The 24,154-nt window shown below is 72.9% G+C and carries 23 protein-coding genes and 1 pseudogene; 12 read left to right on the top strand and 12 right to left on the bottom strand.

Annotated elements, in window-relative coordinates; translation table 11 throughout:
• The first annotated feature begins 48 nt into the window (after positions 1 to 48).
• Positions 49 to 1,461 carry a GntP family permease gene (locus LIV55_RS09500; RefSeq protein ID WP_123092312.1) on the top strand — a complete coding sequence of 471 codons (1,413 nt, stop codon included), beginning with the start codon at positions 49 to 51 and terminating at the stop codon, positions 1,459 to 1,461.
• 65 nt (positions 1,462 to 1,526) lie between these two features.
• On the opposite strand, the gene LIV55_RS09495 is transcribed toward LIV55_RS09500, so the two are convergent.
• Complete coding sequence (locus LIV55_RS09495; protein WP_229300021.1) at positions 1,527 to 1,967, bottom strand: DoxX family protein; 441 nt, start codon at positions 1,965 to 1,967, stop codon at positions 1,527 to 1,529.
• A gap of 115 nt (positions 1,968 to 2,082) precedes the next feature.
• Here LIV55_RS09495 and menE point away from each other — a divergent pair, with 115 nt between their 5' ends.
• From menE to LIV55_RS09480, 3 genes are read left to right on the top strand one after another with little or no spacing between them, the layout of a single operon-like run.
• Positions 2,083 to 3,267, top strand: a complete 1,185-nt coding sequence (menE, locus tag LIV55_RS09490) for an o-succinylbenzoate--CoA ligase (protein ID WP_229300020.1) — start codon at positions 2,083 to 2,085, stop codon at positions 3,265 to 3,267.
• 38 nt (positions 3,268 to 3,305) lie between these two features.
• A complete protein-coding gene (locus tag LIV55_RS09485) occupies positions 3,306 to 4,175 on the top strand; it encodes a 1,4-dihydroxy-2-naphthoate polyprenyltransferase (protein ID WP_123092314.1) in 870 nt (289 codons plus the stop codon).
• 18 nt (positions 4,176 to 4,193) lie between these two features.
• Positions 4,194 to 5,441, top strand: coding sequence for a PQQ-dependent sugar dehydrogenase (locus tag LIV55_RS09480; RefSeq protein WP_229300019.1), 1,248 nt, complete (start codon positions 4,194 to 4,196; stop codon positions 5,439 to 5,441).
• Between the two features lie 110 nt (positions 5,442 to 5,551).
• Here the strand turns inward: LIV55_RS09480 and LIV55_RS17325 are convergent.
• The 7 genes and pseudogenes from LIV55_RS17325 to LIV55_RS09450 all read right to left on the bottom strand — a co-directional run.
• Positions 5,552 to 6,184: pseudogene (locus tag LIV55_RS17325) on the bottom strand (DUF6226 family protein); the annotation flags it as partial.
• 307 nt (positions 6,185 to 6,491) lie between these two features.
• The gene (locus LIV55_RS09475) at positions 6,492 to 6,791 is read right to left on the bottom strand and encodes a DUF4229 domain-containing protein (RefSeq protein WP_229300018.1); all 300 of its coding nucleotides are present in this window, start codon (positions 6,789 to 6,791) and stop codon (positions 6,492 to 6,494) included.
• Positions 6,791 to 7,828 (bottom strand): c-type cytochrome biogenesis protein CcsB, encoded by a 1,038-nt coding sequence (gene ccsB, locus LIV55_RS09470; protein ID WP_229300017.1) that lies wholly within the window; start codon positions 7,826 to 7,828, stop codon positions 6,791 to 6,793. The genes LIV55_RS09475 and ccsB overlap by 1 nt, the downstream gene beginning before the upstream one ends.
• Positions 7,825 to 9,465, bottom strand: a complete 1,641-nt coding sequence (resB, locus tag LIV55_RS09465; protein ID WP_229300016.1) for a cytochrome c biogenesis protein ResB — start codon at positions 9,463 to 9,465, stop codon at positions 7,825 to 7,827. The genes ccsB and resB overlap by 4 nt, the downstream gene beginning before the upstream one ends.
• Positions 9,462 to 10,202 carry a cytochrome c biogenesis CcdA family protein gene (locus tag LIV55_RS09460; RefSeq protein WP_068276782.1) on the bottom strand — a complete coding sequence of 247 codons (741 nt, stop codon included), beginning with the start codon at positions 10,200 to 10,202 and terminating at the stop codon, positions 9,462 to 9,464. The genes resB and LIV55_RS09460 overlap by 4 nt, the downstream gene beginning before the upstream one ends.
• Positions 10,203 to 10,209: 7 nt before the next feature.
• Entirely contained in the window at positions 10,210 to 10,821 is a 612-nt protein-coding gene (locus LIV55_RS09455; protein WP_123092319.1) for a TlpA family protein disulfide reductase, read from the bottom strand.
• Positions 10,818 to 11,627 (bottom strand): histidine phosphatase family protein, encoded by an 810-nt coding sequence (locus tag LIV55_RS09450; protein WP_191563899.1) that lies wholly within the window; start codon positions 11,625 to 11,627, stop codon positions 10,818 to 10,820. Before LIV55_RS09450 ends, LIV55_RS09455 begins: the two co-directional genes overlap by 4 nt.
• Positions 11,628 to 11,825: 198 nt before the next feature.
• Here LIV55_RS09450 and LIV55_RS09445 point away from each other — a divergent pair, with 198 nt between their 5' ends.
• On the top strand, positions 11,826 to 12,293 hold the full coding sequence (locus LIV55_RS09445; RefSeq protein WP_229300015.1) for a VOC family protein: 468 nt from the start codon (positions 11,826 to 11,828) through the stop codon (positions 12,291 to 12,293).
• Here LIV55_RS09445 and rsmI read toward each other — a convergent pair.
• Positions 12,269 to 13,093, bottom strand: a complete 825-nt coding sequence (gene rsmI / locus LIV55_RS09440; protein ID WP_229300014.1) for a 16S rRNA (cytidine(1402)-2'-O)-methyltransferase — start codon at positions 13,091 to 13,093, stop codon at positions 12,269 to 12,271. The two genes, LIV55_RS09445 and rsmI, sit on opposite strands and share 25 nt — an antisense overlap.
• Before the next feature lie 28 nt (positions 13,094 to 13,121).
• Between rsmI and LIV55_RS09435 the strand changes: the two genes are divergently transcribed.
• The 6 genes from LIV55_RS09435 (at position 13,122) to LIV55_RS09410 (ending at position 20,858) form a co-directional block, all read left to right on the top strand.
• Complete coding sequence (locus LIV55_RS09435; protein WP_229300013.1) at positions 13,122 to 14,756, top strand: dolichyl-phosphate-mannose--protein mannosyltransferase; 1,635 nt, start codon at positions 13,122 to 13,124, stop codon at positions 14,754 to 14,756.
• Between the two features lie 30 nt (positions 14,757 to 14,786).
• Entirely contained in the window at positions 14,787 to 18,338 is a 3,552-nt protein-coding gene (locus LIV55_RS09430) for a TM0106 family RecB-like putative nuclease (protein WP_229300012.1), read from the top strand.
• Positions 18,339 to 18,442: 104 nt separating this feature from the next.
• Positions 18,443 to 18,832 carry a DUF1304 domain-containing protein gene (locus LIV55_RS09425; protein WP_229300011.1) on the top strand — a complete coding sequence of 130 codons (390 nt, stop codon included), beginning with the start codon at positions 18,443 to 18,445 and terminating at the stop codon, positions 18,830 to 18,832.
• A 37-nt stretch (positions 18,833 to 18,869) separates the two neighbouring features.
• Entirely contained in the window at positions 18,870 to 19,280 is a 411-nt protein-coding gene (locus LIV55_RS09420) for a DUF6841 family protein (protein ID WP_229300010.1), read from the top strand.
• A gap of 34 nt (positions 19,281 to 19,314) precedes the next feature.
• Positions 19,315 to 19,770 (top strand): MerR family transcriptional regulator, encoded by a 456-nt coding sequence (locus LIV55_RS09415; RefSeq protein WP_229300009.1) that lies wholly within the window; start codon positions 19,315 to 19,317, stop codon positions 19,768 to 19,770.
• A 47-nt stretch (positions 19,771 to 19,817) separates the two neighbouring features.
• Positions 19,818 to 20,858 (top strand): NAD(P)-dependent alcohol dehydrogenase, encoded by a 1,041-nt coding sequence (locus LIV55_RS09410; protein WP_229300008.1) that lies wholly within the window; start codon positions 19,818 to 19,820, stop codon positions 20,856 to 20,858.
• 75 nt (positions 20,859 to 20,933) lie between these two features.
• Here LIV55_RS09410 and LIV55_RS09405 read toward each other — a convergent pair whose 3' ends face one another.
• On the bottom strand, positions 20,934 to 21,383 hold the full coding sequence (locus LIV55_RS09405) for an Lrp/AsnC family transcriptional regulator (RefSeq protein ID WP_229300007.1): 450 nt from the start codon (positions 21,381 to 21,383) through the stop codon (positions 20,934 to 20,936).
• Between the two features lie 124 nt (positions 21,384 to 21,507).
• On the opposite strand from LIV55_RS09405, the gene LIV55_RS09400 reads away from it, so the two are divergent.
• Positions 21,508 to 22,323 carry a hypothetical protein gene (locus tag LIV55_RS09400; protein WP_229300006.1) on the top strand — a complete coding sequence of 272 codons (816 nt, stop codon included), beginning with the start codon at positions 21,508 to 21,510 and terminating at the stop codon, positions 22,321 to 22,323.
• Positions 22,324 to 22,335: 12 nt separating this feature from the next.
• On the opposite strand, the gene LIV55_RS09395 is transcribed toward LIV55_RS09400, so the two are convergent.
• Both LIV55_RS09395 and LIV55_RS09390 read right to left on the bottom strand, forming a co-directional pair.
• Complete coding sequence (locus LIV55_RS09395) at positions 22,336 to 23,370, bottom strand: NAD(P)-dependent alcohol dehydrogenase (RefSeq protein WP_224766876.1); 1,035 nt, start codon at positions 23,368 to 23,370, stop codon at positions 22,336 to 22,338.
• Positions 23,367 to 24,146 carry a metal-sulfur cluster assembly factor gene (locus tag LIV55_RS09390; RefSeq protein WP_229300364.1) on the bottom strand — a complete coding sequence of 260 codons (780 nt, stop codon included), beginning with the start codon at positions 24,144 to 24,146 and terminating at the stop codon, positions 23,367 to 23,369. The genes LIV55_RS09395 and LIV55_RS09390 overlap by 4 nt, the downstream gene beginning before the upstream one ends.
• Positions 24,147 to 24,154 lie beyond the last annotated feature (8 nt).

The following is a 24,154-nucleotide window of genomic DNA, read 5'->3' as shown; positions in this document are numbered from 1 at the left end:
CGCGGGTGCCGCCGCGTGATCGCGGTCACGCCCCTCTAGGCTGCACGGATGGACGTCCTGCACGCAGCCATCGCCATCGCGCTGGCGATCCTCCTCATCATCCGATTCAAGGTCGACCCGGTGATCTCGCTGGTGCTGTCCTCGCTCTACCTCGGCCTCGCGGCCGGGGTCGGGCTCGAGGGGACGGTCGCCGGCATCACCGGGGGCTTCGGCGAGATCATGGCCGAGGTCGGACTGCTCATCGGCTTCGGCGTCCTCATCGGGTCGTTGCTCTCGGCGACCGGCACCTTCCGCACCCTCGTCGAGATCATCGCGCGCCGGGTCGGCGGCAAGCTGCCGTACGCCATGGCTGGCGTGCTGTCGACGATCTTCCCGAGCATCTACGTCGACGTGCAGGTCGTCCTCGCCTCGCCGATGGCGCGCCAGGCCGCCCCCGTCGTCGACCGGACGAAGGGCCTGCCCTGGCTCGCCGGGTCGATCGGCATCGGCATCTTCGCCGGCTACGTCTTCGTCGTCCCCGGCCTCGCCGCGGTCGCCGTCGCCGGCCTGCTCAAGCTGCCGCTGGGCCGCTACCTCGTCTTCGGCCTGCCGCTGGGCATCCTCACGGCGCTCGTCACCGCGTGGCTCTTCCGCCAGCTGCTGACGCGCACCCGCTACTGGGACCCCTACACCGACATCGACGAGGACGAGCTGGAGCACCCGGACCACCCGCGGCACGAGGAGTTCCTCACCAGCCGCACGGTGGACGACCGTCAGGCGGCGAGCGCCGAGGGCGACGAGCACGCCATCCCCGCCCGTGCCGCCGGGCTGCCGCTCGGGGTCCGGCTCCTGCCGATCCTCGTCCCCCTCGTCCTCATCGCCTTCGGCGCCTTCGCGGACCTGCTCGAGTTCTCCAACGGCGTCATCGCCTTCCTCGGCGATGCGAACATCGCCCTCTTCATCGGGCTCGTCATCGCCTTCGTCCTCGCCCGCTGGGCCCTGGGCACCGACAGCACCGGCGAGGCGCTGTCCTCCGGCTTCCGCACCACCGGAGAGATCCTGCTCATCACCGGCATCGGCGGCTCGCTCGGCGCGATCATCACCGAGACCGGCCTCGGCGACACGCTCAAGGAGCTCTTCTCCGCCGACTCCGGCGCCCCGGCCCTCGTGAGCATCCTGCTCGCGTGGTTCGTCGCCGCGGTGCTCCACTTCGCCATCGGCTCGGTGTCGGTCGGCGCGATCACGGCGGCCGGCATCATCGGCCCGGTCGTCGCGAGCACCGGGGTCGACCCGGTGGTCATCGCCTTGGCGATCGCCTCGGGCGCGATGTTCGCGCTGCACGTCAACAGCAACTTCTTCTGGATGTTCAAGTCGCTGCTAGGCCTGTCGACGAAGGGGGCGCTGAAGACCCTGACGATGGCGACCTCGCTCGGCGCGGTCGTCTCGTTGCCGGTCGTCCTCGTGCTCGGCCTCGTCCTGTAAGGACCGCCCCGGACGCACCGACGCCCCCCGCTCCGCATCGGGAGCAGGGGGCGTCGTCGTGCCGGTCAGGCCGAGACCATCTCCCGGGCCGGCTCCGGGGAGCGACGACGCGCGAAGGGGGCGTCGAGCGACCACGCGCCCGGTCCGGTGAGGACGAGGGCGAGCCCCATCGCGGCGAGCACGAGGACGAGCTCGTAGCCGCCGTCGGCGGCGTAGAAGCCGGCCGACCAGTGGACGATCGCGATGGCGCCCACGCTCACGACGACGACCGCCGCGGCCGCCACCCGGGTGGCCAGGCCGAGGACGAGCAGCACCCCGCCGACGAGCTCGACGAGCATCGTCGCCGGGCCGGCGACCTGCGCCAGCGGCACACCCATCTGGTCGAACATGCCGCCGACGCCCTCGAGACCGGGGCCGGTGAGCTTCTGCCAGCCGTGGGCGAACATCGTCACACCGAGGACGGCGCGCAGGACGAGCAGCGCGGGGTCGAGCAGGACGCGGTTCATGGAGAGGCTCCTTCGTGTCAGTTGTAAGGACAACCGAGACCGTCGCACCCCCACCTGAGCATCCCCTGGACGGTCCACGTGCTGGGCCTGGGCCGCCGTCGGCCAGGATGGACCGGTGCCCACCGTGATCACCGACCTGCCGATCCCGCCCGGGGACGGAGCCCTCGAGGCGCTGCCCGCGCTCGAGCGTGCCCTCGCCGGCGGGGCCCCCGTGCGGCCGCACGCCCCCGACGCGCCCCCGGCACCGCTCCCCGCGCACGACGGCCCGCTGCCCGACGACCTCGCCGTCGTCGTGAGCACCTCGGGCTCGACCGGCACCCCGAAGCCCGCGATGCTCGGGACCCAGGCCCTCGCCGCGAGCGCCGCCGCCACCCACGACCGGCTCGGCGGGCCCGGCCAGTGGCTCCTCGCCCTCCCCCCGCACCACGTCGCCGGTCTGCAGGTCCTCCTGCGCTCCGTGCACGCCGGCACGCGGCCCGTCCTCACGGACCCGGCGCTCACCCCCTTCGCCCTCGTCCAGGCCGTCGCCGCGATGAGCGGCGAGCGTCGCTACGCCTCGCTCGTCCCTGCCCAGCTGACGGCCATGGCCACCGACCCGGTCGGCATCGAAGGGCTGCGCCGGCTCGACGCCGTGCTCGTCGGCGGGGCCGCCGCCGACCCCCAGGTCGTCGCCCGGGCCCGCGAGGACGGGGTGCGCGTCGTGCTCACCTACGGCATGAGCGAGACGTGCGGCGGCTGCGTCTACGACGGGCGTGCCCTCCGCGGGGTGGCCGTCGACGTCGGCCCGAGCGGCACTCTCCTGCTCGGCGGGCCGGTCGTCGCGCACGGCTACCTCGGGATGCCCGAGCTCACCGCCGAGCACTTCGTGCAGCGCGACGGCATGCGGTGGTTCGTCACGAGCGACCTCGGCTCGGTCGACGAGCGCGGCGTCGTCAGCGTGCTCGGTCGCGCCGACGACCTCATCAACTCCGGCGGCCTCAAGGTCGCCCCGCGCGTCGTCGAGGAGGGCGTCCTCGCGCACGTCCCGGCGGTCACCGCCGCCCTCGCGGTCGGCCTGCCGCACGAGCGGTGGGGCGAAGGGGTGGCCCTCCTCGTCGTCACCTCGCCCGGAGGCCCGCCGGTCGGCGAGGTGCCGCACGAGGGGGTCGGGCAGATCCGCGAGATGCTGCGCCCCCACCTGCCCGCGCACGCGCTGCCCCACCGGGTGCGGGTCGTCGCCGAGCTGCCCACCCGCGGACCGGGCAAGCCCGACCGCGCCGCGGCGAGGGACCTGCTCGGCGGGGCCCCGGGGCCTTCGTAGGATGGGGCGGCACACTCCCCTTCGCTGAATCGAGCTCGATGGCCTCCCTCGCACAGTGGGTCGCTGGCGCCCGCCCGCGCACCCTGCCCGCCGCCACCGCCCCCGTGATCGTCGGCACGGCGGCCGCTGCCGCCATCGGCGAGAGCGACCTCGCGCTGGCCGTCCTCGCCCTCGTCGTCGCGCTCAGCCTGCAGATCGGCGTCAACTACGCCAACGACTACAGCGACGGGATCCGCGGCACGGACGAGGAGCGGGTCGGGCCGGTGCGGCTCGTCGGGCAGCGCCTGGCCGACCCGGAGAACGTCAAGCTCATGGCCTTCGCCTTCTTCGGCTGCGGGGCGCTGGCCGGGCTCGCGCTCGTGGCGCTCGCCCAGACGTGGGTCCTCATCCCGCTCGGCGCGCTCGCGATCCTCGCCGCGTGGCGGTACACCGGGGGCGACAACCCGTACGGGTACCGCGGGCTCGGCGAGATCTACGTCTTCGTCTTCTTCGGGCTCATGGCCACGCTCGGCACGCAGTACACGCAGGCCCACGAGATCACCGTCGTCGGGGTGCTCGGCGCCGTCGCGGCGGGCTCGCTGTCGAGCGCGATCCTCGTGGCGAACAACCTGCGCGACATCCCCACCGACATCGAGTCGGGCAAGCGCACGCTCGCCGTGCGCCTCGGCGACGACGGCACCCGCGTGCTCTACCTCGCCCTCGTCGGCGTCGCGGCGGTCTGCACGCTGGCGATGGCGATCTGGCACGTCTTCGCCCCGGTCGCGCTGCTCGGCTTCCTCGTCCTGCTGCCCGGCATCCGGGCGATCACCGGCGGGGCGACGGGCCGCGCGCTCGTGCCCGCCATCGGCACGACCGGGCTCGCGCTGCTCGCATGGTCGGTGCTGCTCGCCTACCCGCTGGCTCGCTGAGGACGGCAGGCTAGGGGCATGTCCCCTCGCCCCGCCGCCCTGGCCGCCGCCGCCCTGCTCGCCTCCGCCGGCCTCGCGGGCTGCTCCTCGGACACGCCGTCGCGGGGCGGGTCGGGTTCGACGACCGTCCCGACTGCCTCGTCGGGCTCGGGCGGGTCGGGGTCCGAAGGGGGCGGCGGAGGTCTGCAGGTCGACGTCGTCGCCGAGGGCCTGGCCAACCCATGGGACATCGCCTTCCTGCCCGACGGGGGCGCGGTCGTCACGCAGCGCTCCGGTGAGCTGAGCTATCTGCCGAGCCTCGAGCCGGGCACCGAGCCGGTCGCGATCTCCGCACCGCTCGACGACGTCTACGCGCAGGGCGAAGGGGGCCTCATGGGCCTGGCCCTGCTGCCCGAGCCCGCACAGGGCTGGGACCAGCCGAAGCTCGTCGCCTGCCTCGCGCACGCCGAGGACGGCGAGCCGGTCGACGTCCGTCTCGTCGAGCTCACCGTCGACGTCGAGAACTCGCGCGCGACCCGTGACCGCGACCTGCTCACCGGGCTCCCGGTGGCCGACGGCGGGCGCCACTCCGGCTGCCGCCCGACGATGGGCGACGACGGCCTGCTCTACGTCGGGACGGGCGACACCGCCGACCCTGCGGCCCCCCAGGACCGCACGAACCTCGGCGGCAAGGTCCTGCGACTCGACCCGGCGACGGGCGAGCCGGCGGAGGGCAACCCCTTCGCCGACGCCGCCGACGAGGCCGAGCGCTACGTCTACTCCTACGGGCACCGCAACGTGCAGGGCGTCGCGCAGCGGCCCGGCACCGAGGAGATCTGGACGGCGGAGCACGGGCCGTCCTTCGACGACGAGGTCAACCGCATCGAGGCGGGGGCGAACTTCGGGTGGGACCCGGCGCAGGGCGGCTCCGTCGACAGCTACGACGAGTCGGTCCCGATGACCGACACCGTGCGCTACCCCGACGCCGTCGCGGCCGCGTGGAGCTCGGGCGAGACGACCGAGGCGATCTGCGGCGCCGCCTTCCTCGAGGGCGAGCAGTGGGGCGAGCGCGAGGGCCTGCTCGCGATCACCGCGCTGCGGGGCGCGAAGCTGCTCCTGCTGAGCATCGGCGACGACGGCTCGGTCGACGAGGTCGAGATCCCGCAGGACCTCGTCGACGACTTCGGGAGACTTCGAGCCGCCCGCACCGCCCCCGACGGCGCGCTGTACGTGACGACGAGCAACGGCGAGGACGACAAGGTCCTGCGCATCACCCCGGAGTCCTGAGGGCTCGCTGGTCGAGGTGCGACGGGCGCCCAGCGCCCGAGCCTCGAGATCACGGCCTCGTCACCGCCCAGCCAGCCTCGGCTCACCACAGCTGTGGCGCCCTCGGGCAGCTCGACCTCGTCCCCTTCGCGCAACTGCCCGAGGAGGTCGTCCAGCCCAGGCGGCTCATCCGCTCCTGCCTCGGACCCGTAGCTCATGCCCGTCGGATGCCACTCGGCGTTCCACCCGCGGCCGGTGACCGAGACGTACGGCCCCTGGAGGACACGGGCGAACGCCGCGTCGACCTCGTCGAGGACGGCCTGCGAACCGTCGTCGCAGGCATCGCACCCGCACGCCGGGACCGAGCCGACCACGGAGGTGGCCCTGCCCACGGCGACCCGCACCCCGGGCATCGGGGGGAGGCCCGGGTCGCGGGATGGCGTCGCGTGCTCGATGACCAGCAGCGGGAGCGTGCCCGCACGCGTCGAGACGAGTCGGGCACCCCGTACGTGGCGCCCCTCCTCGTCGCAGCCATCCAGCTCGCGACTCGTCAACGCCCCGCTCGTCACGCCGTCGAGACCAGCGATGACCTCGACCCACAGCCAGGCGCGGTGGACCACGACGCGATATCTCGTGGGGTCGCTCACCCGCGAGTACTCCTCCTCCGCCGGTGAGGCGAGATCAGGATGCGGGTCGGGCCAGCTCGGCAGGTCGAGACGGGCGTACCGCTCGTCGACCACCGCGCGCAGGTCCGTGATGTCCATCGCCCCATGACACCAGAGAGCGGGTCGCAGGGCATGCGGGGCTCTCATGCCCGGCTTGATCGACACGGGCCGGGAAACCCGGGCAGGACCGGGACGTGTCTCGGTCGCCGGCGGGCTTCGCGGTGAAGGACGGGCTTCCCGGTCATGGACGGGTTTCGCGGCCCGGACGACCCCACGAGCCACAAGTGGGCTCGGCGAAGGGGAGACCGGCGGCGCGGGAGTCAGCAGCACCTGGACGCGTCAGCAGCAGCCCGTACTGCGGCAAGCGCGACGAGCTGCTGCATGCAGCAGCTCGTCCGAAGGGGGGTCAGCGGAAGGTGTCGCTGTCCGCGTCCTCGGCATCCTCGTCGCTCACCGCGGGGCGGCGGCGAGAGCGGGTGGGGCGGGGCTCCCCTTCGCCCGTCTCCTTCGCGGCCCGACGGGCCTCGATGGAGCGGACCGCGTCGTCGCGGAAGGGGCGCAGGACGAAGAAGCTCACGACCATCGACAGCAGGGCGGCGCCGACGACGAGCCAGGGCTGCTCGGAGCGGTCGCGCAGCCCGGCCAGCCACAGAGCGGCCAGGCAGGCGAGGAAGACGAGCGCGCGCAGCAGGGTGTAGCGGACCATCAGCTCGTGCCCGCGTAGCTGTGCTGACCGATGAAGTAGAAGTTGACGATCGTGTAGTTGATGACGATGCAGGCGAAGCCGGCGAGCGCGATCCACGCGGCGGTGCGGCGGTTCGACCCCTTCGTCACCCGGGCGTGCAGGTAGGCGGCGTAGACGATCCAGATGACGAAGGTCCACACCTCCTTGGGGTCCCAGTTCCAGTACGAGCTCCACGCCTGGCGGGCCCAGATCGCGCCCGCGATGAGGGTGAAGGTCCACATCGGGAAGGCGACGACGTGCATGCCGTAGGACAGGCGCTCGAGACGCGCGGCAGCGGGCAGCTTGGTCCAGAAGGAGCCGGGGCCGGCCTTGTCGCGCACGAGGTAGAGCGCGGCGAGCACGGCGCCGACGATGGACAGGCCGGTCGCGAGCGTCGCGATGGAGACGTGGATGACGAGCCAGTACGAGTCGAGGCTCGGGACGAGCTCGGCGGCCTCGGTGTACCAGATCGTGCCGGCGAGCCACAGCAGCAGCGTCACCGGCGCGAGGACGAAGAGCCCCAGCCAGTGCATGCCACGACGCAGCGGGCCGATGCAGTAGACGAGCATCGCGAAGAAGGCGCCCGCGACGGAGAACTCGAAGAGGTTGCCCAGCGGCGCCCGGTCGACGGACATGCCGCGCAGCACGAGCGAGACGAGGAGCAGCCCGGTGCCGAGGTAGGACAGGGTGCCACCGATGCCGGCGCCCTTGCGGGCCCGCTCCGGGTCGCCCTGGGGTGCCGCGGCGTCCTCGACCGTGGTCCCGTCGTCCGCACCCACGGGCCCGGTCACCGGGCTCGTCGCGACCGACCCGCCGGAGACCGCGGCGACGCGCTCGGCGCGCGCACGCGCCCGCTCGGCGGCGGCCTGCTCGTCGGAGTCCAGCGACTCGTGCTCGCGCTCGGAGGCGGGGACCGCCCCGGCGAGGTAGACGGCGTACGCGATCATCGCCAGGGACAGCACCCCGACGGCCGAGTACAGCGCGTAGTTAGCGTAGGTGGCCAGCACTTCGTTCGTCATGACGTCCTCGATTCTCCCACCGACGCCGGGGTGCGGTCACCCTCGTCGTCGAAGCTGCTGCCGAGCTGGTCGGCCAGGTCGGAGACGACCCGGGCCAGCCGGTCGTCGTCCCCCTTCGTCATCGCGCCGAGATGGAGCACACTGCGCCCGTCACCGGCGGGCACGACCCGCGCGAAGACGCGGCGGCGCCGCAGCGTGAGCGAGGTGATGAGACCGAGCAGCGCGACGACCGAGCTGCCGAGCACGAGCCCCTTGCCGGGGTCGTGCCGCACGGCGAAGCCCGCGAAGCGGTCCACCCGGTCGAAGGTGATCGAGCCGCGGTCGCCGGGCAGCTGGGCGGTCTCGCCGGGCTGCAGCCACAGCCGCGCGATGTCCTCGCTGTCGTCGTCGGGCGCGACCGGCGTCATCGCCTCGGTGTCGATGCTGAAGACCGACTGCGCCCCGCCCTGCGGGAAGAGCTCGCCCTCGTAGAGGCTCATCGCGAGCGCCGGGTTGCGCAGGTCGGGGAAGATCGAGATCGGGCCGTTCGTGTCGTCGACGACCGCGGTCGGCAGGAAGAGCCCGACGAAGCCGAGCTGCTCGGGCTGGGCCGCGCCGACCTTGATCGCACCGGTCGAGCGATAGCTGCCGTCCTGCGCGAGGAAGGGCGTCGCACCCCGGTAGATGACCCTGCCGGCGTCGTCCTTGACCGTGACGACGGGCGCGTAGCCGTTGCCGAGGAGGAAGACCGTCGACTCGTCGAGCTCGAGCGGGTGGTTGACCTGCACGGTGTCCTTCTTCGTCGCCCCGCCGAGCCGGTCGGCGTAGGTGACCTCGGCCGAGAAGGCGCGCGGCATGCCGATCTGGCTCTGGTGGTCCTCCTCGAAGCGCGCCGACATCTGGTCGACCGTGAGCTCGAAGGGGGTGAGCGAGGACTCGTCGACGAGCGGGCCGGGGGCCCAGGTGTCGTAGCGGGTCACCGTGCTGACGAAGGACTCGCCCTCGGGCACGACGATGTCGGCGCGCCAGCCGTAGAGGTGGCCGATCGCCAGCCCGACGATGAGGGTCAGCAGGGAGCCGTGGAAGGCGAGGTTGCCGATCTCCTTGACGTACCCGGACTCGGCCGAGATCGTCTGGTCGTCGTGCCGGGCCATGCGGTAGCGACGGCGGCGAAGGGCGCTCGCGGCCGCGTCGAGCGCGGCGGGCACGTCCTCGTCGCGCACGACGAGCGCGTCGTGGGCGTCGAGCCGCTCGAGCCGCCGCGGGGTGCGCGGCGGGCGGCCGCGCAGCTGCCGGGCGAGGGTGAGCGTGCGCGGCACGATGCAGCCGACGAGCGAGGTGAAGAGGAGCAGGTAGATCGCCGAGAACCACGGGGAGGAGTACACGTCAAAGGCGTAGAAGCGGTCGAGGACCGGCCCGGCCTCGGGGTGGCGCTGGATCCACGCCGCGGTCTGCGACGGGTCGAGCGAGCGCTGCGGGAACATCGAGCCGGGCACGGCGCCGATGGCGAGCAGGAGGAGCAGGAAGAGCGCGGTCTTCATGCTCGTCAGCTGCCGCCAGGCCCATCGGGCCCATCCGACCGGTCCCAGCCGAGGCTGGGTGACGGGCCGCCCGGGCGTCTTCTTCGCGCCGCGGGTCGTGGGGTCGGTCGTCGTCACAGGATCACCTCGAAGCCACTGATCCACCGGGACTGGAGCCACACGGTGATCGTCGTCCACCAGCCGGTAACAAGCAGGACACCGACGGCGAGCAGCAGCAGCCCGCCGACGACCTGGATGGCGCGCAGCCGCGGTCGCAGCCACGCGGAGACCGAGCCCCAGCGCTCGTAGGCGCCGGCGACGAGGACGAAGGGGAGCCCGAGCCCGACGCAGTAGGCGATGGCGAGGACGACGGCGCGGCTGGTGCCCGCGTCGCCGGTCAGCGAGAGGGTGAGCACGGCGGCCAGGGTCGGCCCGACGCAGGGCGCCCACCCCAGACCGAAGATCGCGCCGAGGAGCGGGGCGCCGGCCAGGCCCGTGGCCGGCTTGATCGGCAGGCGCACGGTGCGCTGGCTGCCCGCGCCGAGGAAGACGAGCGCCATGACGATGACGACCACCCCGCCGATGCGGGTGAGCAGCTCGCGGTTCTCGACGAGCGCGCGACCCGCGGTCGCGACGAACATCGCGGTGAGCACGAAGACGACGGTGAAGCCGGCGACGAAGAGGACCGCGCCGAGCATCATCCGGCGGGTGGATCGCCGCTCGAGGGAGACGTCGGACAGGCCCGTGACGTAGCCGAGGTAGCCGGGCACGAGCGGGAGCACGCACGGGCTGGCGAAGGAGACGAGCCCGGCGAGCGCCGCGACGAGCGCGGCGAGCGGGAGCGCGCCGCTCTCGACGGCGCCGGACGGATTCATGCCGGGGTCACCCCTTCGCGCCCTCGGCGAGGACGTCGTCGACGAGACCGGTGAGGGTCGACTCGGTCGTCGCGCCATTCACCACCGCGGCGACGCGACCCTGACGGTCGAGGACGGCGGTCGAGGGCGTCGCCTTGAGGTATCCCTGCATGTCGATGGCGGAGCGGCCGCTCTTGTCGAAGACCGACGGCCAGGTGAAGCCCCACACGTCGGCCTGGGCCTTGCCCGTGTCGACGGAGGGCTCGCGGAAGTTGATGCCGACCATCTGCACCGGCTTCTTCGCCTTCTTGTAGCGCTCGGCGACGGCGACGAGGTGCGGGGCCTCGCGCTCGCACGGCCCGCACCAGCTCGCCCAGGAGTTGACGACGACGACCTCGCCGCGGTGGTCGGCCATGGAGAAGGGCTTGCCGTCGAGGGTGTCGCCCTGGAGCTCGACGGGTTCCTTGCGGTCACCCTCGGCGCGCACGACGATCGAGCCGTCGCCGGCGATGTAGCCCGCATCGGGGTTGGCCTTGGCCTGCTCGGCGACGGAGTCGGCGTCGGAGCAGGCGCCCAGGCCCACGGCGAGGGCGCCGGCGGCCAGGGCCGCGGTGAGGCGGCGGGTCGTGCGGGACATCATGCTCCGGGCAGCTTCTCGGCGTGGACGTAGAGGTGGGCGGCGGGCTCGGAGTACTCGACGGACTCCAACTCGTCACCGACGTAGGTGAGGGTCGTCAGCGAGGCGAGGTTGCACTCGCGGCGTCGCGGGTCGTGCCACAGGCGTTCGCCGCGCATCGCGCTGCGGATGGTCCAGATCGGCAGCTGGTGGCTGACGATCAGCACCTCGCGACCGCGGGCGTGGTCGCGCGCGTCCTCGATGGCCTCGGTCATCCGCTTCGCGATCGCCTTGTAGGACTCGCCCCAGGTGGGCTTCGTGGGGTCGCGCATCCACCACCAGCGGCGCGGGTCGAGGAGCAGGCGCTTGCGGAAGCGGCGTCCCTCGAACTTGTTGCCAGCCTCGATGACCCTGGGGTCGACGACCGCCGTGAGGCCGTGGCGCTCGAGGGTCGGCGCGGCGGTCTCCGCGGTGCGCACGAGCGGGGAGTGCACGACGAGGCCGATGTCGGCGTCGGCGAGGTGGTCGCCGACGACGCGGGCCATCTCGTGGCCCAGCTCGGAGAGGTGGAAGTCCGGCAGGCGTCCGTAGAGGATCTTCTGCGGGTTGAAGACCTCGCCGTGGCGCAGGAGGTGGACGACGGTGCGCTCGGTGCCACCGGTGCCGGTGCGGTGCGCGGCGGCGACACCGGCGGCCGCCTCGGCGGCGGCCTGCTCGGCGGCCTGCTCGCTCTCGCGCAGGACGGGGACGTCGGTCCCGGACTCCGGGGTCGCCTCGGGGTCGTCGAAGGGGGTGCCCTCGGCCGGCCGGGGGTCCTGCGGCGTGGTCATGACCTGGATTGTCGCAGGCGCACCTGGGTGCTCGGTGAGCCCCCGGGTCCGACGTCTCACCCGCCCCAGGTTTCTCGGGTCACCCGATAAACCCCGCCTCTGCAGGAGTAAGAAACTCGGGCGAACCCGACGAAAGTCTTGCTGAGCACCGATCCTCCGACCCCTTCGGGGCACGCCTGGCTCAGTAGCGTGGGTCACATGCCCATCGCACTGGAGAACGTCGGGATCGCCGTCCGGGACCTCGAGGCGGCGATCGCCTTCTTCACCGACCTCGGTCTGAGCCTGCTCGGGCGCGACGAGGTGAGCGGCGAGTGGGCCGACACGGCGGTCGGCCTCGACGGCAACCACGCCCGGATCGCGATGCTCCAGACGCCCGACGGCCACGGGCGGCTCGAGCTCTTCGAGCACATCCATCCCGAGCCGGTCGAGAGCGAACCGACGCAGCCGCACGAGATCGGCATGCACCGCGTCGCCTTCACCGTCGACGACATCGACGAGTCCCTGGCGGTCGCGGCCCGGCACGGGTGCCAGCCGCTGCGCGGCGTCGCGACCTACGAGGACGCCTTCCGGCTCACCTACGTCCGCGGCCCGAGCGGGATCATCGTCATGCTCGCCCAGGACCTCACGAAGGGGGACCCGCCTCAGGCGCCGAGGGTCGAGTCGTAGAGGGCCTTCTTGCTCAGACCCGTCTCGGAGGCCACCTGCGCGGCGGCCTCCTTGCGGCGCACCCCCTGGGCGACGAGCTCGGCGACCCGGGCCGCCCCGTCCTCGATCGTGGCCGCCACCGCCGCGGGGTCGACGCCCTGGACGACGACGGTGATCTCTCCGCGGGCACCCTCGACCGCCCACTGCGCGAGGTCGGCGAGGCCACCCCTTCGCACCTCCTCGTAGGTCTTCGTCAGCTCGCGGCAGACGGCGGCCGGGCGGTCCGCCCCGAGCACCTCGGCCATCGTCGTCAGGGTCGCGGCGAGCCGGTGGGGCGCCTCGAAGAAGACCATCGTGCGGCGCTCGGTCTGCAGCTCGGAGAGCATGCGGCGCCGCTCCCCCTCCTTGCGCGGGAGGAAGCCCTCGAAGCAGAAGCGGTCGACCGGCAGCCCCGACACGGCGAGCGCCATGAGGACCGCGCTCGGCCCGGGGACGCAGGTGACCGGCAGGTCGGCGGCGGCGCACGCCGCGACGACCCGGTACCCGGGGTCGGAGACCGAGGGCATGCCCGCGTCGGTGACGAGGACGACGCGCTCCCCCTTCGTCACCGCGTCGAGCAGGTCCTGGGTCCGGGACGCCTCGTTGTGCTCGTGATAGCTGACGACCCGGCCGCGCGGGGTGACGTCGAGGGCCGCGCACAGGCGGCGCAGCCGGCGCGTGTCCTCCGCGGCGACGACGTCGGCACCCGCGAGCTCCTCGGCGAGACGGGGCGCGGCGTCGCGGGGGTCGCCGATCGGGGTCGCAGCGAGGATCAGGGGCATAGCAGCAGTCTCGCCTACGATGCGGCCCATGGATCGCGTCGGCTCTGTCGCGGGTCGACGCGCCTCCTCCGCGGGTCGACCCGGGCCTGACGCGGCCCGTCTCGAGGACCTGCGCACCCGGCTGCTCGGTCGCCTGCCCACCTGGGACTCGCGGCGCGAGCGGCTGCTCGGCTGGTGGGGGCCGCTGACCTTCGCCGTGCTCGGCGGCATCCTGCGCTTCTGGCGGCTCGACCGTCCCCACCAGCTCGTCTTCGACGAGACGTACTACGTCAAGCAGGGCGTCTCGATGCTGCAGTACGGCACCGAGATGCGCTGGAAGGGCGAGGGCGACGTCGTCGACCCGCTCTTCACGGCCGGCACCCTCGACGTCTTCCGCTCGACCGAGGGCGACATGGTCGTCCACCCGCCGGTGGGCAAGTGGGTCATCGCCTTCGGCGAGTGGATCTTCGGCTCGACGAGCTCGTGGGGCTGGCGCTTCTCCGTCGCCCTGCTCGGCACGATCTCGATCGTCATGATCGGACGGATCGCGCGGCGCCTCTTCGCGAGCAGCTTCCTCGGGACGGCGGCGGCCTTCCTCACCGCCTTCGAGGGGCACCACTTCGTCCACAGCCGCACGGCGCTGCTCGACATCGTCCTCATGTTCTTCGTGCTCGCGGCCTTCGGGGCGCTGCTGCTCGACAGGGACTGGTCCCGCGAGAGACTCGCGAGGGTGGTCGCGTCCGCACCCGCCGGCACCCGGTGGCGGCTGGGGCCGATGCTGTGGTGGCGCCCGTGGCGGCTCGTCGCGGCGCTTATGCTCGGCCTGGCGACCGGCACGAAGTGGTCGGGCCTCTACGTCTTCGCCGCCTTCGGCCTCATGACGCTCTTCTGGGACATCGGCGCTCGCCGCACCGTCGGCGTGCGGCACTGGATGGCCGGCGGGGTGCTCAAGGACGGCGTGCTCGCCGGCGTCTCGATGACGCTCGTCGTCCTCGCGACCTACCTCGCGAGCTTCGTCGGGTGGTTCCGCAGCGACGTCAGCTACGGACGGCACTGGGCGGCCGACAACCCCGGCCAGGGCGTGACCTGGCTGCCGGAGTCGCTGCGCTCCCTCCTGCACTACCACCACGAGATCCTCACCTTCCACAACGGCCTCACCTCGCCGCACACGTACGAGAGCAACCCGTGGTCGTGGATGGTGCAGTCGCGCCCGACCTCCTTCTTCTACGAGTCGAAGGGGGCGGGAGACATCGGCTGCGAGGTCGAGAAGTGCTCGAAGGCCATCACCTCGCTCGGCTCCATCTCGATCTGGTGGGTCGCGACCGCCGCGCTGCTCGTGCTTGTCGTCGCCTGGGCCATGCGCAGGGACTGGCGGGCCGGCGCGATCCTCGCGGGCTTCGTCGGGGGCTGGTTCCCGTGGTTCTTCATCCAGCACCGCACGATCTTCACCTTCTACACGATCTCCTTCGAGCCCTTCGTCGTGCTCGCGGTCGCCTACCTGCTCGCGATGCTCGTGCCGCCCGCCGGGGCGAGCGAGCGGCGCCGGCAGGTCGGGTACGCCCTCATCGGCGCCTACGCCCTGCTCGTGCTCGCGAACTTCGCCTTCTACTGGCCGGTGTGGACCGCTCAGGTCATCCCCTACGAGCACTGGCAGTGGCGGATGTGGTTCCCCAGCTGGGTCTGAGGTGTCAGACCTCGCTCGTAGCCTGGCGGCATGCTCCTCATCGACCGTGACGCCACCGGCACCGACGCCCCGCACGTCGTGCTCTCGGCCTCGGACCTGCGCGCCGCGACGGCCTGCGAGCTCGCCCTGCTCGCCGAGCTCGACGTGCGCGCCGGCCGCTCCCCCGAGGTCCCCCACGAGGTCGACCCGGTCGTCGAGCGTGCGGCCGAGCTCGGCACGGCCCACGAGCAGCGTCATCTCGCGGCGCTGAGCCGGACCCACCCCGGCGCGGTGCGAGGCGCGAGCGCCCCCGAGCGCACCCCTGCCGGCTACGCCGCCGGGATGCAGCAGACCCTGCAGCTCATGGCCGACCCCGCCGTGCGCGCCATCCACCAGGCCTGCGTCTACGACGGAGACTTCCTCGGCTTCGTCGACTTCCTCGTCCGCGAGGACGACGGGTCCTGGGTCGTCGTCGACGCGAAGCTCGCCCGCAGCGAGTCCGTCACCGCGCTGCTCCAGACCGGCGCCTACGCCGAGGTCCTCGGCGCGGCCGTCGCCGCGCTCGACGGGGTGCGGCTGGCCCCCTTCGTCCGGCTCGTCCTCGGCGACGACGAGGTGAGCGACACCCGGCTCGCCGACCTCCTGCCGGTCGTCCGTGCTCGGCGCGAGCGGCTCGCGGACGTCGTCGGCACGCACCTCGCCGAGACCGGCCCGGTGCGGTGGGGCGACGAGCGGTGGGAGGCCTGCCTGCGCTGCGAGCACTGCACCGCCGAGCTCGAGGCCCGCGACGACGTGCTCCTCGTCGCCGGGGTCCACGTCGAGCAGCACGCCCAGCTCCTCGCCGCCGGGGTACGTACCGTCGCCGACCTCGCCGACCTGCCCGAGGGCACCGTCGTGCCGGGGATGCGTCCAGAGCGGGTGGGCGCGCTGCGCGAGCAGGCGCGCCTGCAGCAGGCGGCGGGCGAAGGGGGCGACCTCCCCTTCGCGGTGCACGACCCGCAGGCCCTGGCCGCCCTGCGCCCGAAGAGCGACGGAGACGTCTTCTTCGACTTCGAGGGCGACCCGATGTGGCACGTCCCCGGGTCGGGCGACTGGGGGCTGGAGTACCTCTTCGGGTGCCTGTGGGTCGAGGACGGGGTCGAGCGCTACCGCGGCTTCTGGGCCCACGACCGCGTGAGCGAGCGCCAGGCGCTGCTCGACTTCCTCGACTGGCTTCAGGAGCGTCGCAGGACCTGGCCGGAGCTGCACGTCTACCACTACGCCGACTACGAGCGAGCCGCGCTGCTGCGCCTGTCCGCCCGGCACGCCGTCGGCCAGGAGGTCGTCGACGGTCTGCTCGCCGACGGGGTGCTCATCGACCTCTACCCGGTCGTGCGCGCCGCGGTGCGGGTCGGCTCCTCGTCGTACTCGATCAAGCGTCTCGAGCCGCTCTACATGGAGCGCGGCGAGGACCGCGACCGCGAAGGCGTGACCGGGGGTGCGGACTCGATCGTCGAGTACCACCGCTACACCCAGGCCGTGCTCGACGGCGACACCGCGCTCGCCGCGAGCCGGCTCGAGGACATCCGCCAGTACAACGAGTACGACTGCCTCTCGACGTTGCGGCTGCGCGACTGGCTGGCGCGGCGGGCGCAGGACGCCGGGGTCGAGCTGCAGCCCGGGCGGGCCGACGCCGACCCGGACGCGCGGGTCGAGGAGCCCCACCCCCTCGAGGTCGCCCTCCGCGAGCTCGCCGGTGACACCCCGCCCGAGCAGCGCACGCCGCAGCAGCAGGCCGTCGCCATGCTCTCCGCCGCCGTCCAGTACCACCGCCGCGAGGCCAAGCCCCACTGGTGGGGCCACTTCGACCGGCTCGAGTCCCCGCCCGAGCAGTGGGCCCGCGGCAGAGACGTCGTCGTCGTGCGCGAGGCCGAGCTGCTCGACGACTGGTCTCAGGGCCCGCGGGGCAACCCCCGGCGCACGATCCGCGTCATCGGCGAGGGCGGCGGGATGCGCGCCGGGGTCGGCAGCTCGGTCGTCGCGGTCTACGGGCCGGGCCGACCCGACTGCCTGGCCAAGGAGGACCTGCCGCATGGGTGCCGCGACATGGCCGTGCTGGCGCAGGGCGAGCACGTGGACCCGGTGACCGGCGAGGTGCTCCTCGAGCTCGTCCTCGTCGAGGTCCTGCCCAAGGACGCCGACCCCTACGACGACCTGCCGATCGGTCTCGGCCCGTCCTCGCCCCCCGGCACGACGACCATCGCGGCCGCCATCGCAGAGGTGGGCCAGGGCGTGCTCGCCGCCGGGGGCGTCGAAGACGGCCCCTCGACGCAGGGCCTCGGCCGCTCGGCCCTCGACCTGCTGCTGCGACGGCCGCCGCGTCTGCGCGACGGCTCGGCTCTGCCGGCGGGCGGCACGCCGATCACCGACATCCGCGACGCCCTCCTCGCGATGGACGACTCCTACCTCGCCGTCCAGGGCCCTCCTGGCACCGGCAAGACGTACGTCGGCAGCCACGTCGTGCGCGACCTCGTGCTCGAGCACGGCTGGCGCGTCGGGGTCGTCGCGCAGAGCCACGCCGCCGTCGAGCACCTGCTCGGCTGCGTCGTCGCCGCGGGGATCCCCGCAGACCAGGTCGGCAAGGTCGCCCAGGGCGAGGACCCGAGCTTCACCGCGCTGCCCAAGGACGGGCACGCCGCCTTCGCCGCCGCGCACACGACCGCCGGGCGGGGCTACGTCGTCGGCGGGACGACGTGGGACCTCACGAACGTCAAGCGCATCGAGCGCGGCCAGCTCGACCTCGTCGTCGTCGACGAGGCGGGGCAGTTCGCGCTCGCGCCGACCATCGCGTGCGCGGCAGCCGGTGCGCGGCTGCTGCTCCTCGGCGACCCGCAGCAGCTCGGTCAGGTCAGCCAGGGCTCGCACCCCGAGCCGGTCGACCGCTCCGCTCTGGGCTGGCTCCTCGGCGACCGCGCGACGATCCCCGCCGAGCACGGGTACTTCCTCGCGACGACCTGGCGGATGCATCCCGAGCTCACCGAGCACGTCTCGCGGCTCGCTTATGACGACCAGCTCGGCTCCCACGAGGCGGTGACGGCGGCCCGATCGCTCGAGGGCGTCGAGCCCGGCCTGCACGTCGTCGAGGTCGACCACCTCGCGCGACGCACGAGCTCGCCCGAGGAGGCGGACGCGGTCGTCGACCTCGTCCGCTCACTCGCAGGGCGGGCCTGGACCGACGAGCACGGCACCCGGGCACTCGCCCCTGCCGACGTCATCGTCGTCACGCCCTACAACCACCAGGTGCGCACCCTGCGCGGCGCCCTTGAGACGGCCGGCCTGGCCGAGGTCGAGGTCGGCACGGTCGACAAGTTCCAGGGCCAGGAGGCACCCGTCGCCGTGCTGTCGATGGCGGCGTCGTCCGCCCACGACGTGAGCCGTGGCCTGCGCTTCCTGCTCGACAGGCACCGCCTCAACGTCGCCATCTCGCGCGGGCAGCATGCCGCCTACGTCGTCCTCTCGCCTCGGCTGCTCGACTCCGCTCCGCGCACCCCCGGCGAGCTGCGCTCGCTCGGTGCCTTCATGGGTCTGGTGCAGGCCGGCAGCCGCCGAGCGCTCACCGTCTAGGGGCAGAGGCCCGGCCACCCGCGCGTCCGGCGACGCTCCGTCGCCCGTCGTGGGACGCTTCGAGCGGACCCGGACCGGCCGGGCCGTCGACGAAGGGACGCCCCGTGCTCGCCATCGGACTCGTGCTCGCGGCGGTCGCCGCCCTCATCCACGTCTACATCTTCGTGCTCGAGTCCCTGCAGTGGACCGGTGACGCCGCACGACGCACCTTCGGCATCGAGAGCCCGCAGATCGCCGAGATCACCAAGCCGCTCGCCTACAACCAGGGCTTCTACAACCTCTTCCTCGCGATCGAGATCGCGCTGGGCATCGTGCTCGTCATCGCCGACCAGCGCGCGGTCGGCCTCACCCTCGTGCTCGTCGGCACGGGCTCGATGGTCGCCGCCGGGCTGGTGCTCATGCTCTCGGACCGCTCGAAGACCTCGGCCGCGCTCAAGCAGCTGCTGCCGCCCTTCCTCGCGATCCTCGCGATCGTCGTCGCCCAGCTCGCCTAGCCCCGCAAGCCCCCCGGGCCGGACGTAGCGTGAGCGGATGAGCGCTGAGAGCACGTCCCCCCAGAGCACGGCCCAGGACTTCTTCGAGACGTACGCCGGCGCCGTCGTCGCCCGCGACGCCGAAGCGGTGGCCGACCTGTACTGCGTGCCCTCCCTCGTGCTCTTCCCCGCCCAGCCCCTGCCCGTCGCCGACCGCCAGCAGGTACGCACCTTCTTCGCCGACGCGGCCGCGCAGCGCGGCGAGATCGAGGAGGCGTCGCCCGCGGTGGAGGTCATCGCCTCGGCGCCGGACCACAGCATCTGGGCCGACGTCACGTGGTCCTACGACGGCACGGAGCGAGAGCGCTTCGTCACCAGCTCGTGCGTGACCACGGGTCGTGGCTCGTCGCCGTGCTCACCCCGATGCCCCTCTGAACCCACCCTGGACAGCGTTCTCGAGGCGCTTTGACTTCAAGTACTCGAAGTTCTTAGCGTCGTCATCTGTGAGCACGACCCAGCGCGAGTACACGATCAAGGAGGCGGCGGCCCTCACCGGGCTGCCCGCCAGCACCTTGCGGTACTACGAGTCCATCGGCGTCATCGACCCCGTGCGTCGCGGCGAGAGCAGCGGTCACCGGGTGTACGACGACGCCGACCTCGACCAGCTCACCTGGGTCGCCTGTCTCGCGGCGACGGGCCTGTCCGTCGCGGACATGAAGACCTACGTCGCCAACGGGCGCCTCGGCCCCTCCGCAGCCGCGGAGCAGGCCGAGCTGCTCGCCGAGCAGCAGCAGCGCCTCGCCCGCGAGGCGGAGGCCATCGCCCTTCGCCAGCGCTACGTCGCCCTCAAGGTCGACTACTGGCGTGCGGTCCAGGCGGGCGACGACGCCCGCGCCGCCGAGCTCTCCACCCGGGCCAGGGCTCTCGCCGACGACCTCACGCGCGTCGGCCGGTCCTGACCCCCTTCGTCACCCCCATCCCCACCCCGAGAACCGAGGACACACCCATGCAGGTCAACGCCTACGCCGCGCCCGCCGCCGGCGAGCCGCTCGTCCCCACGACCGTCGAGCGCCGCGAGGTCGGCGCGAACGACGTGCTCATCGACATCGAGTTCGCCGGCATCTGCCACTCCGACATCCACACGGTCAACGGCGACTGGGGCCCGCAGGCCTTCCCGCTCGTGCCGGGCCACGAGATCGTCGGCATCGTCCGCGAGGTCGGCTCCGACGTGAGCAGCCACGCAGTCGGCGACCGTGTCGGCGTCGGCTGCATGGTCAACTCCTGCGGCCGCTGCGAGAACTGCACCAACGGCGACGAGCAGTACTGCGTCGAGGGCAACGTCGCCACGTACGGCGCGACCGACCGCGACGGCACGATCACGCAGGGCGGCTACTCCACCCACGTCGTCGTCGACGCCGACTTCGTCCTGCGCGTGCCCGAGGGCCTCGACCCCGCCGCCGCCACCCCGCTGCTGTGCGCCGGCATCACCACCTACGCGCCGCTGCGCAAGTGGGGTGTCGGCCCCGGCTCGAAGGTCGCCGTCGTCGGCCTCGGCGGTCTCGGCCACATGGCCGTGAAGATCGCGCACGCCCTCGGCGCGCACGTCACCGTGCTCTCCCAGTCGCTGAAGAAGCAGGAGGACGGCCTGCGTCTCGGCGCCGACGAGTACTACGCGACCTCCGACGAGACGACCTTCGAGGACCTCGCCGGCCGCTTCGACCTCATCATCAACACGGTGAGCGCGAAGATCGCGATCGACTCCTACCTCGGCCTGCTCGCCGTCGACGGCACGATGGTCAACGTCGGCGCCCCGCCGGAGCCGCTCGAGGTCAACGTCTTCTCGCTCATCGGTGGCCGTCGCTCCTTCGCCGGCTCGATGATCGGCGGCATCGCCCTCACCCAGGAGATGCTCGACTTCTGCGCCGAGCACAACATCGGCTCCGACATCGAGGTCATCGAGGCCGCGAAGGTCAACGAGGCCTACGAGCGCGTCCTCGCCTCGGACGTGCGCTACCGCTTCGTCATCGACGCCAAGACCCTCGCCTGACCCAGGCCACCGAGCGCCCCGTCCGACACCCGTCGGGCGGGGCGCTCGTCTGCGTCCGGGCGGGCGAAGGGGTGGTCACAGGTCGAGCAGGCGGCTCGGGTCGATCTCGATGTCGTGCAGGACGAGGCGGCTGCGCAGCTCGCGCACGCCGTGGTCGCGCTTGAGCACGTCGACGACGCCCTCGAACTCGGCGGCGTCGACGCAGACCACCCGGATCTGGAAGTCGTACTCCCCCGTGACCCGGCTGCCCGAGACGACCTGCGGCACCTCGCGCACCCCGTCCTCGAAGACCGAGCGCTCCATCCCCTCGCGCAGCCGCACGTCGCTCATCATCACCAGCCGGCGGCCGAGCGCCGAGGGGTCGAGCTCAGCGCGGTAGGCCTTGACCACCCCTGACGTGCGCAGCCGGCGCACCCGCTCGGAGACCGTGTTGGCCGACAGCCGCACCGCGCGCCCGAGGTCGTGGTAGGTCGTGCGGGCGTCCTCGTGGAGCAGACGCAGCAGGCGGCGGTCGATGGCATCCATGCGGACCATGTTCGCAGGATCCACGGTCGGGAGCGGCAATCACCGCAGATCCATCGGCCCATCGGGGGTGCTGGCCCCGAGGTCCGCGCCACCCGAGGTCCCATCCGTGGAAGCGTCAGAGGACGTGGAAGCACTCCTCCTCCGCCTCCTCTTCCCCCCGCTCACCGTCCTGCTCGCCGGCTGGGCCCAGCACCGCCTCGGCCCGCGCCGCTCGGGCCAGCTCATCGGGCTGCCGCTGACCTCAGGCCCCTTCCTCCTCGTCCTCGCGTGGGGCGACGGGGTGCCCGCCGCCACCGTCGCGGCGCGGGGCGTGCTCGCCGGCCAGCTCCTCGTCCTCGCCTTCGTCACGCTCTACGCGCTCGGGACCACCCTCACCTCACGACCCCTGCGTGTCATGGCCGGCGTCATGCCGACGCTCCTCGTCGTCGGTGCCGCGACCCACGCGTGGACCGACCGAGCCCCCTGGGCGAGCGCCCTCGTCGTCGTGCCGCTGGCACTTCTCGCCCTGGCTCGGTGGCGCCCCGCCCCCTTCGTCGGCCGCGGTGAGCGGCCTCGAGACCACTCCCTCTCGACCACCGACGGGCCGAGCGCCCGCGAGCTCACCGGCCGGGCCACGCTCACCGGCGTGCTCGTCGCGACGCTCGTCGCCTCCAGCTCGGTCCTCGGGCCGTCCCTGGCCGGGATCCTCGCCGCCGTGCCGCTCGTCGTCTCCGTCGTCGTGCCGGGCACCCACCGGCACGAAGGGGGAGCCCCCGCCCGGACCTTGCTGCGCGGCACCCTCGCCGTCGTGCCCGGCACGGCGACCTTCGCCGCCGTGGTCGCCGTGGCCATGGGTCCGCTCGGGGTGGGGACCGCGCTCGCCCTCGCGCTGGCGTCGATGCTCCTCGTCAACCAGGCGGTGGGGAGGCTCGACCACCTCCACCACCGCCCGTGCCGCTGACCTCGGCGGATCTCAGGGCACGAGGATCGCGCGCCCTCGCACCGCCCCCTGGTCGAGATCGGTGACCGCCTGCTGGAAGTCGTCGAGCGCGTACTTCTGCGTGTGCAGGGTGACCGCCCCCGAGGCGGCGAGCGCCATGAGGTCCTGCAGATCGTTGTACGAGCCGACGAGGTTGCCGATGACGTTCTTCTCGCTCGAGACGAGGTCGATCGTCGGGACGACGACGTCCTCGCCGTAACCGACGACGTGGTAGTCGCCGGCCTGACGGGTCATCGCGATGCCCTCGGCGGTCGACCCGCCCTCGCCGACGAAGTCGACGACGACCTCTGCACCGACCCCGCCGGTGAGCTCGAGGACGGCCTCGACCTGAGACCCGTCGCCGAGGACCCCTTCGTGCGCGCCGATCTCCCGAGCCAGCGCGAGCGCCGCCTCGTTGCGGTCGACGACGACGAGCCGCGCCGGGCTGAGCGCCCGGAGCACCTGGATGCCGATGTGGCCCAGACCGCCGGCGCCGATGACGACGCACGTGTCGCGCGGGGTGAGACGGCGGGCCGCCTTCGCCGCCGCGTGGTACGCCGTGAGACCGGCGTCGGCGAGCGCGGCGACGTCGGCCGGCTCGAGGGAGTCGTCGATCTTGACGACCGAGCGGGCCGAGGTGCGCAGGTACTCCGCGTAGCCGCCGTTCGTGTCGATGCCCGGGAAGGCGCTCGTCTCGCAGTGCACGTCGTCGCCGCGCCGGCATGCGCGGCACAGCCCGCACGTGATGAGCGGGTGGAGGATCACCTTGTCGCCCTCGCGCACGTTGGTCACCGCCGAGCCGACGGCGTGCACCCACCCGGCGTTCTCGTGACCGATCGTGTACGGCAGGGCGACCTGCGACTTCTCCGCCCACTGCCCCTCGAGGATGTGCAGGTCGGTGCGGCACACCCCCGCCCCGCCGATCCGCACGACGACGTCCCAGGGCCCGGAGGCCTCCGGCACCGGGACCTGCGTCATCTCGAGGTCCTGGTGGTAGCCGACGACCTGGACGGCTCGCATGCTGCTCATCGGGTGGTCTCCTTCACGGTGAGGGGGATGAGGTGGTGGTGGTCGCCCGGCTCGGCGCCGTCGAGCCGGGGGGTCTGGTCGGCGCCGGACCCGTCGTAGCGGGTGCGCAGCAGCCCGCGGCAGAAGTGGGCGTTGCCGTCGATGGAGACCCGGGTGGCGCGGGCCCGGCGCAGCGCCATCGGCACCGCGTCGGGGGCGTACCCGCGCCCCTCGTGGTCGACGAGGACGAGGGCGTCGTCGTCGAGGCTCAGACCGAGCGACTCGCGCCGGCGGCGCAGGGCGTCGGTGGTCCGGCCCGGGGGCAGGTCACCGAGCCGGACCCTGCCGACGTCGCCCTCGCGAAGGGAGGGCTCGGCCCGGAGCAGCTCGGCGAGACTGCGCTCGGAGGCGGCGGTGTGCGCCTTGCGGCGGAAGACGGACCGCAGCCCCTCCAGGCTCTCCTCGGCCTCGTGCCCGAAGGTCCCGACGTAGCCCGCGTCGGCCGCGAGCCCGGCGTTGATGAGGGCCGAGTCGTGGTGGTCGTCGAGCTCGACGACGACGCGCTCGACCCCGTCGAGCGCGACGAGCGCGTCCTTGGCGTCGGAGGCCATGAGGTAGGCGAAGCTCGGCGAGCAGAAGGACGTCGGCAGGCGCAGGTGGACGACGGCCGTGCCCTCCCCCACCTCTGCCGAGCGCACGAAGCCCAGGTCGGTGATCGGCTCGTCGAGCTCGGGGTCGAGCACCGTGCCGAGGGCTCGTCTCACGTCGTCGAGGGTGACCTCGCACCCCTTCGTCATGACGCTCA

Origin of the sequence: Janibacter melonis (assembly GCF_020567375.1) — a bacterium.
In the GTDB taxonomy this organism is placed as follows: domain Bacteria; phylum Actinomycetota; class Actinomycetes; order Actinomycetales; family Dermatophilaceae; genus Marihabitans; species Marihabitans melonis.
Note: the sequence above shows the minus strand (reverse complement) of the source record. Positions and strands in the feature narration are given on the sequence as shown.

Excerpts from the sequence above, each read along its gene's own strand:
- LIV55_RS09445 (WP_229300015.1), top strand. The coding sequence starts at position 11,826 with ATGCCCATCGCACTGGAGAACGTCGGGATCGCCGTCCGGGACCTCGAG.
- LIV55_RS09485 (WP_123092314.1), top strand. The coding sequence starts at position 3,306 with ATGGCCTCCCTCGCACAGTGGGTCGCTGGCGCCCGCCCGCGCACCCTG.
- LIV55_RS09455 (WP_123092319.1), bottom strand. The coding sequence starts at position 10,821 with ATGATGTCCCGCACGACCCGCCGCCTCACCGCGGCCCTGGCCGCCGGC.
- LIV55_RS09500 (WP_123092312.1), top strand. The coding sequence starts at position 49 with ATGGACGTCCTGCACGCAGCCATCGCCATCGCGCTGGCGATCCTCCTC.
- LIV55_RS09460 (WP_068276782.1), bottom strand. The coding sequence starts at position 10,202 with ATGAATCCGTCCGGCGCCGTCGAGAGCGGCGCGCTCCCGCTCGCCGCG.
- LIV55_RS09430 (WP_229300012.1), top strand. The coding sequence starts at position 14,787 with ATGCTCCTCATCGACCGTGACGCCACCGGCACCGACGCCCCGCACGTC.
- rsmI (WP_229300014.1), bottom strand. The coding sequence starts at position 13,093 with ATGCCCCTGATCCTCGCTGCGACCCCGATCGGCGACCCCCGCGACGCC.
- LIV55_RS09480 (WP_229300019.1), top strand. The coding sequence starts at position 4,194 with ATGTCCCCTCGCCCCGCCGCCCTGGCCGCCGCCGCCCTGCTCGCCTCC.
- LIV55_RS09410 (WP_229300008.1), top strand. The coding sequence starts at position 19,818 with ATGCAGGTCAACGCCTACGCCGCGCCCGCCGCCGGCGAGCCGCTCGTC.
- ccsB (WP_229300017.1), bottom strand. The coding sequence starts at position 7,828 with ATGACGAACGAAGTGCTGGCCACCTACGCTAACTACGCGCTGTACTCG.
- LIV55_RS09435 (WP_229300013.1), top strand. The coding sequence starts at position 13,122 with ATGGATCGCGTCGGCTCTGTCGCGGGTCGACGCGCCTCCTCCGCGGGT.
- LIV55_RS09450 (WP_191563899.1), bottom strand. The coding sequence starts at position 11,627 with ATGACCACGCCGCAGGACCCCCGGCCGGCCGAGGGCACCCCCTTCGAC.
- LIV55_RS09390 (WP_229300364.1), bottom strand. The coding sequence starts at position 24,146 with ATGACGAAGGGGTGCGAGGTCACCCTCGACGACGTGAGACGAGCCCTC.
- LIV55_RS09395 (WP_224766876.1), bottom strand. The coding sequence starts at position 23,370 with ATGAGCAGCATGCGAGCCGTCCAGGTCGTCGGCTACCACCAGGACCTC.
- LIV55_RS09420 (WP_229300010.1), top strand. The coding sequence starts at position 18,870 with ATGAGCGCTGAGAGCACGTCCCCCCAGAGCACGGCCCAGGACTTCTTC.
- LIV55_RS09495 (WP_229300021.1), bottom strand. The coding sequence starts at position 1,967 with ATGAACCGCGTCCTGCTCGACCCCGCGCTGCTCGTCCTGCGCGCCGTC.
- LIV55_RS09405 (WP_229300007.1), bottom strand. The coding sequence starts at position 21,383 with ATGGATGCCATCGACCGCCGCCTGCTGCGTCTGCTCCACGAGGACGCC.
- LIV55_RS09475 (WP_229300018.1), bottom strand. The coding sequence starts at position 6,791 with ATGGTCCGCTACACCCTGCTGCGCGCGCTCGTCTTCCTCGCCTGCCTG.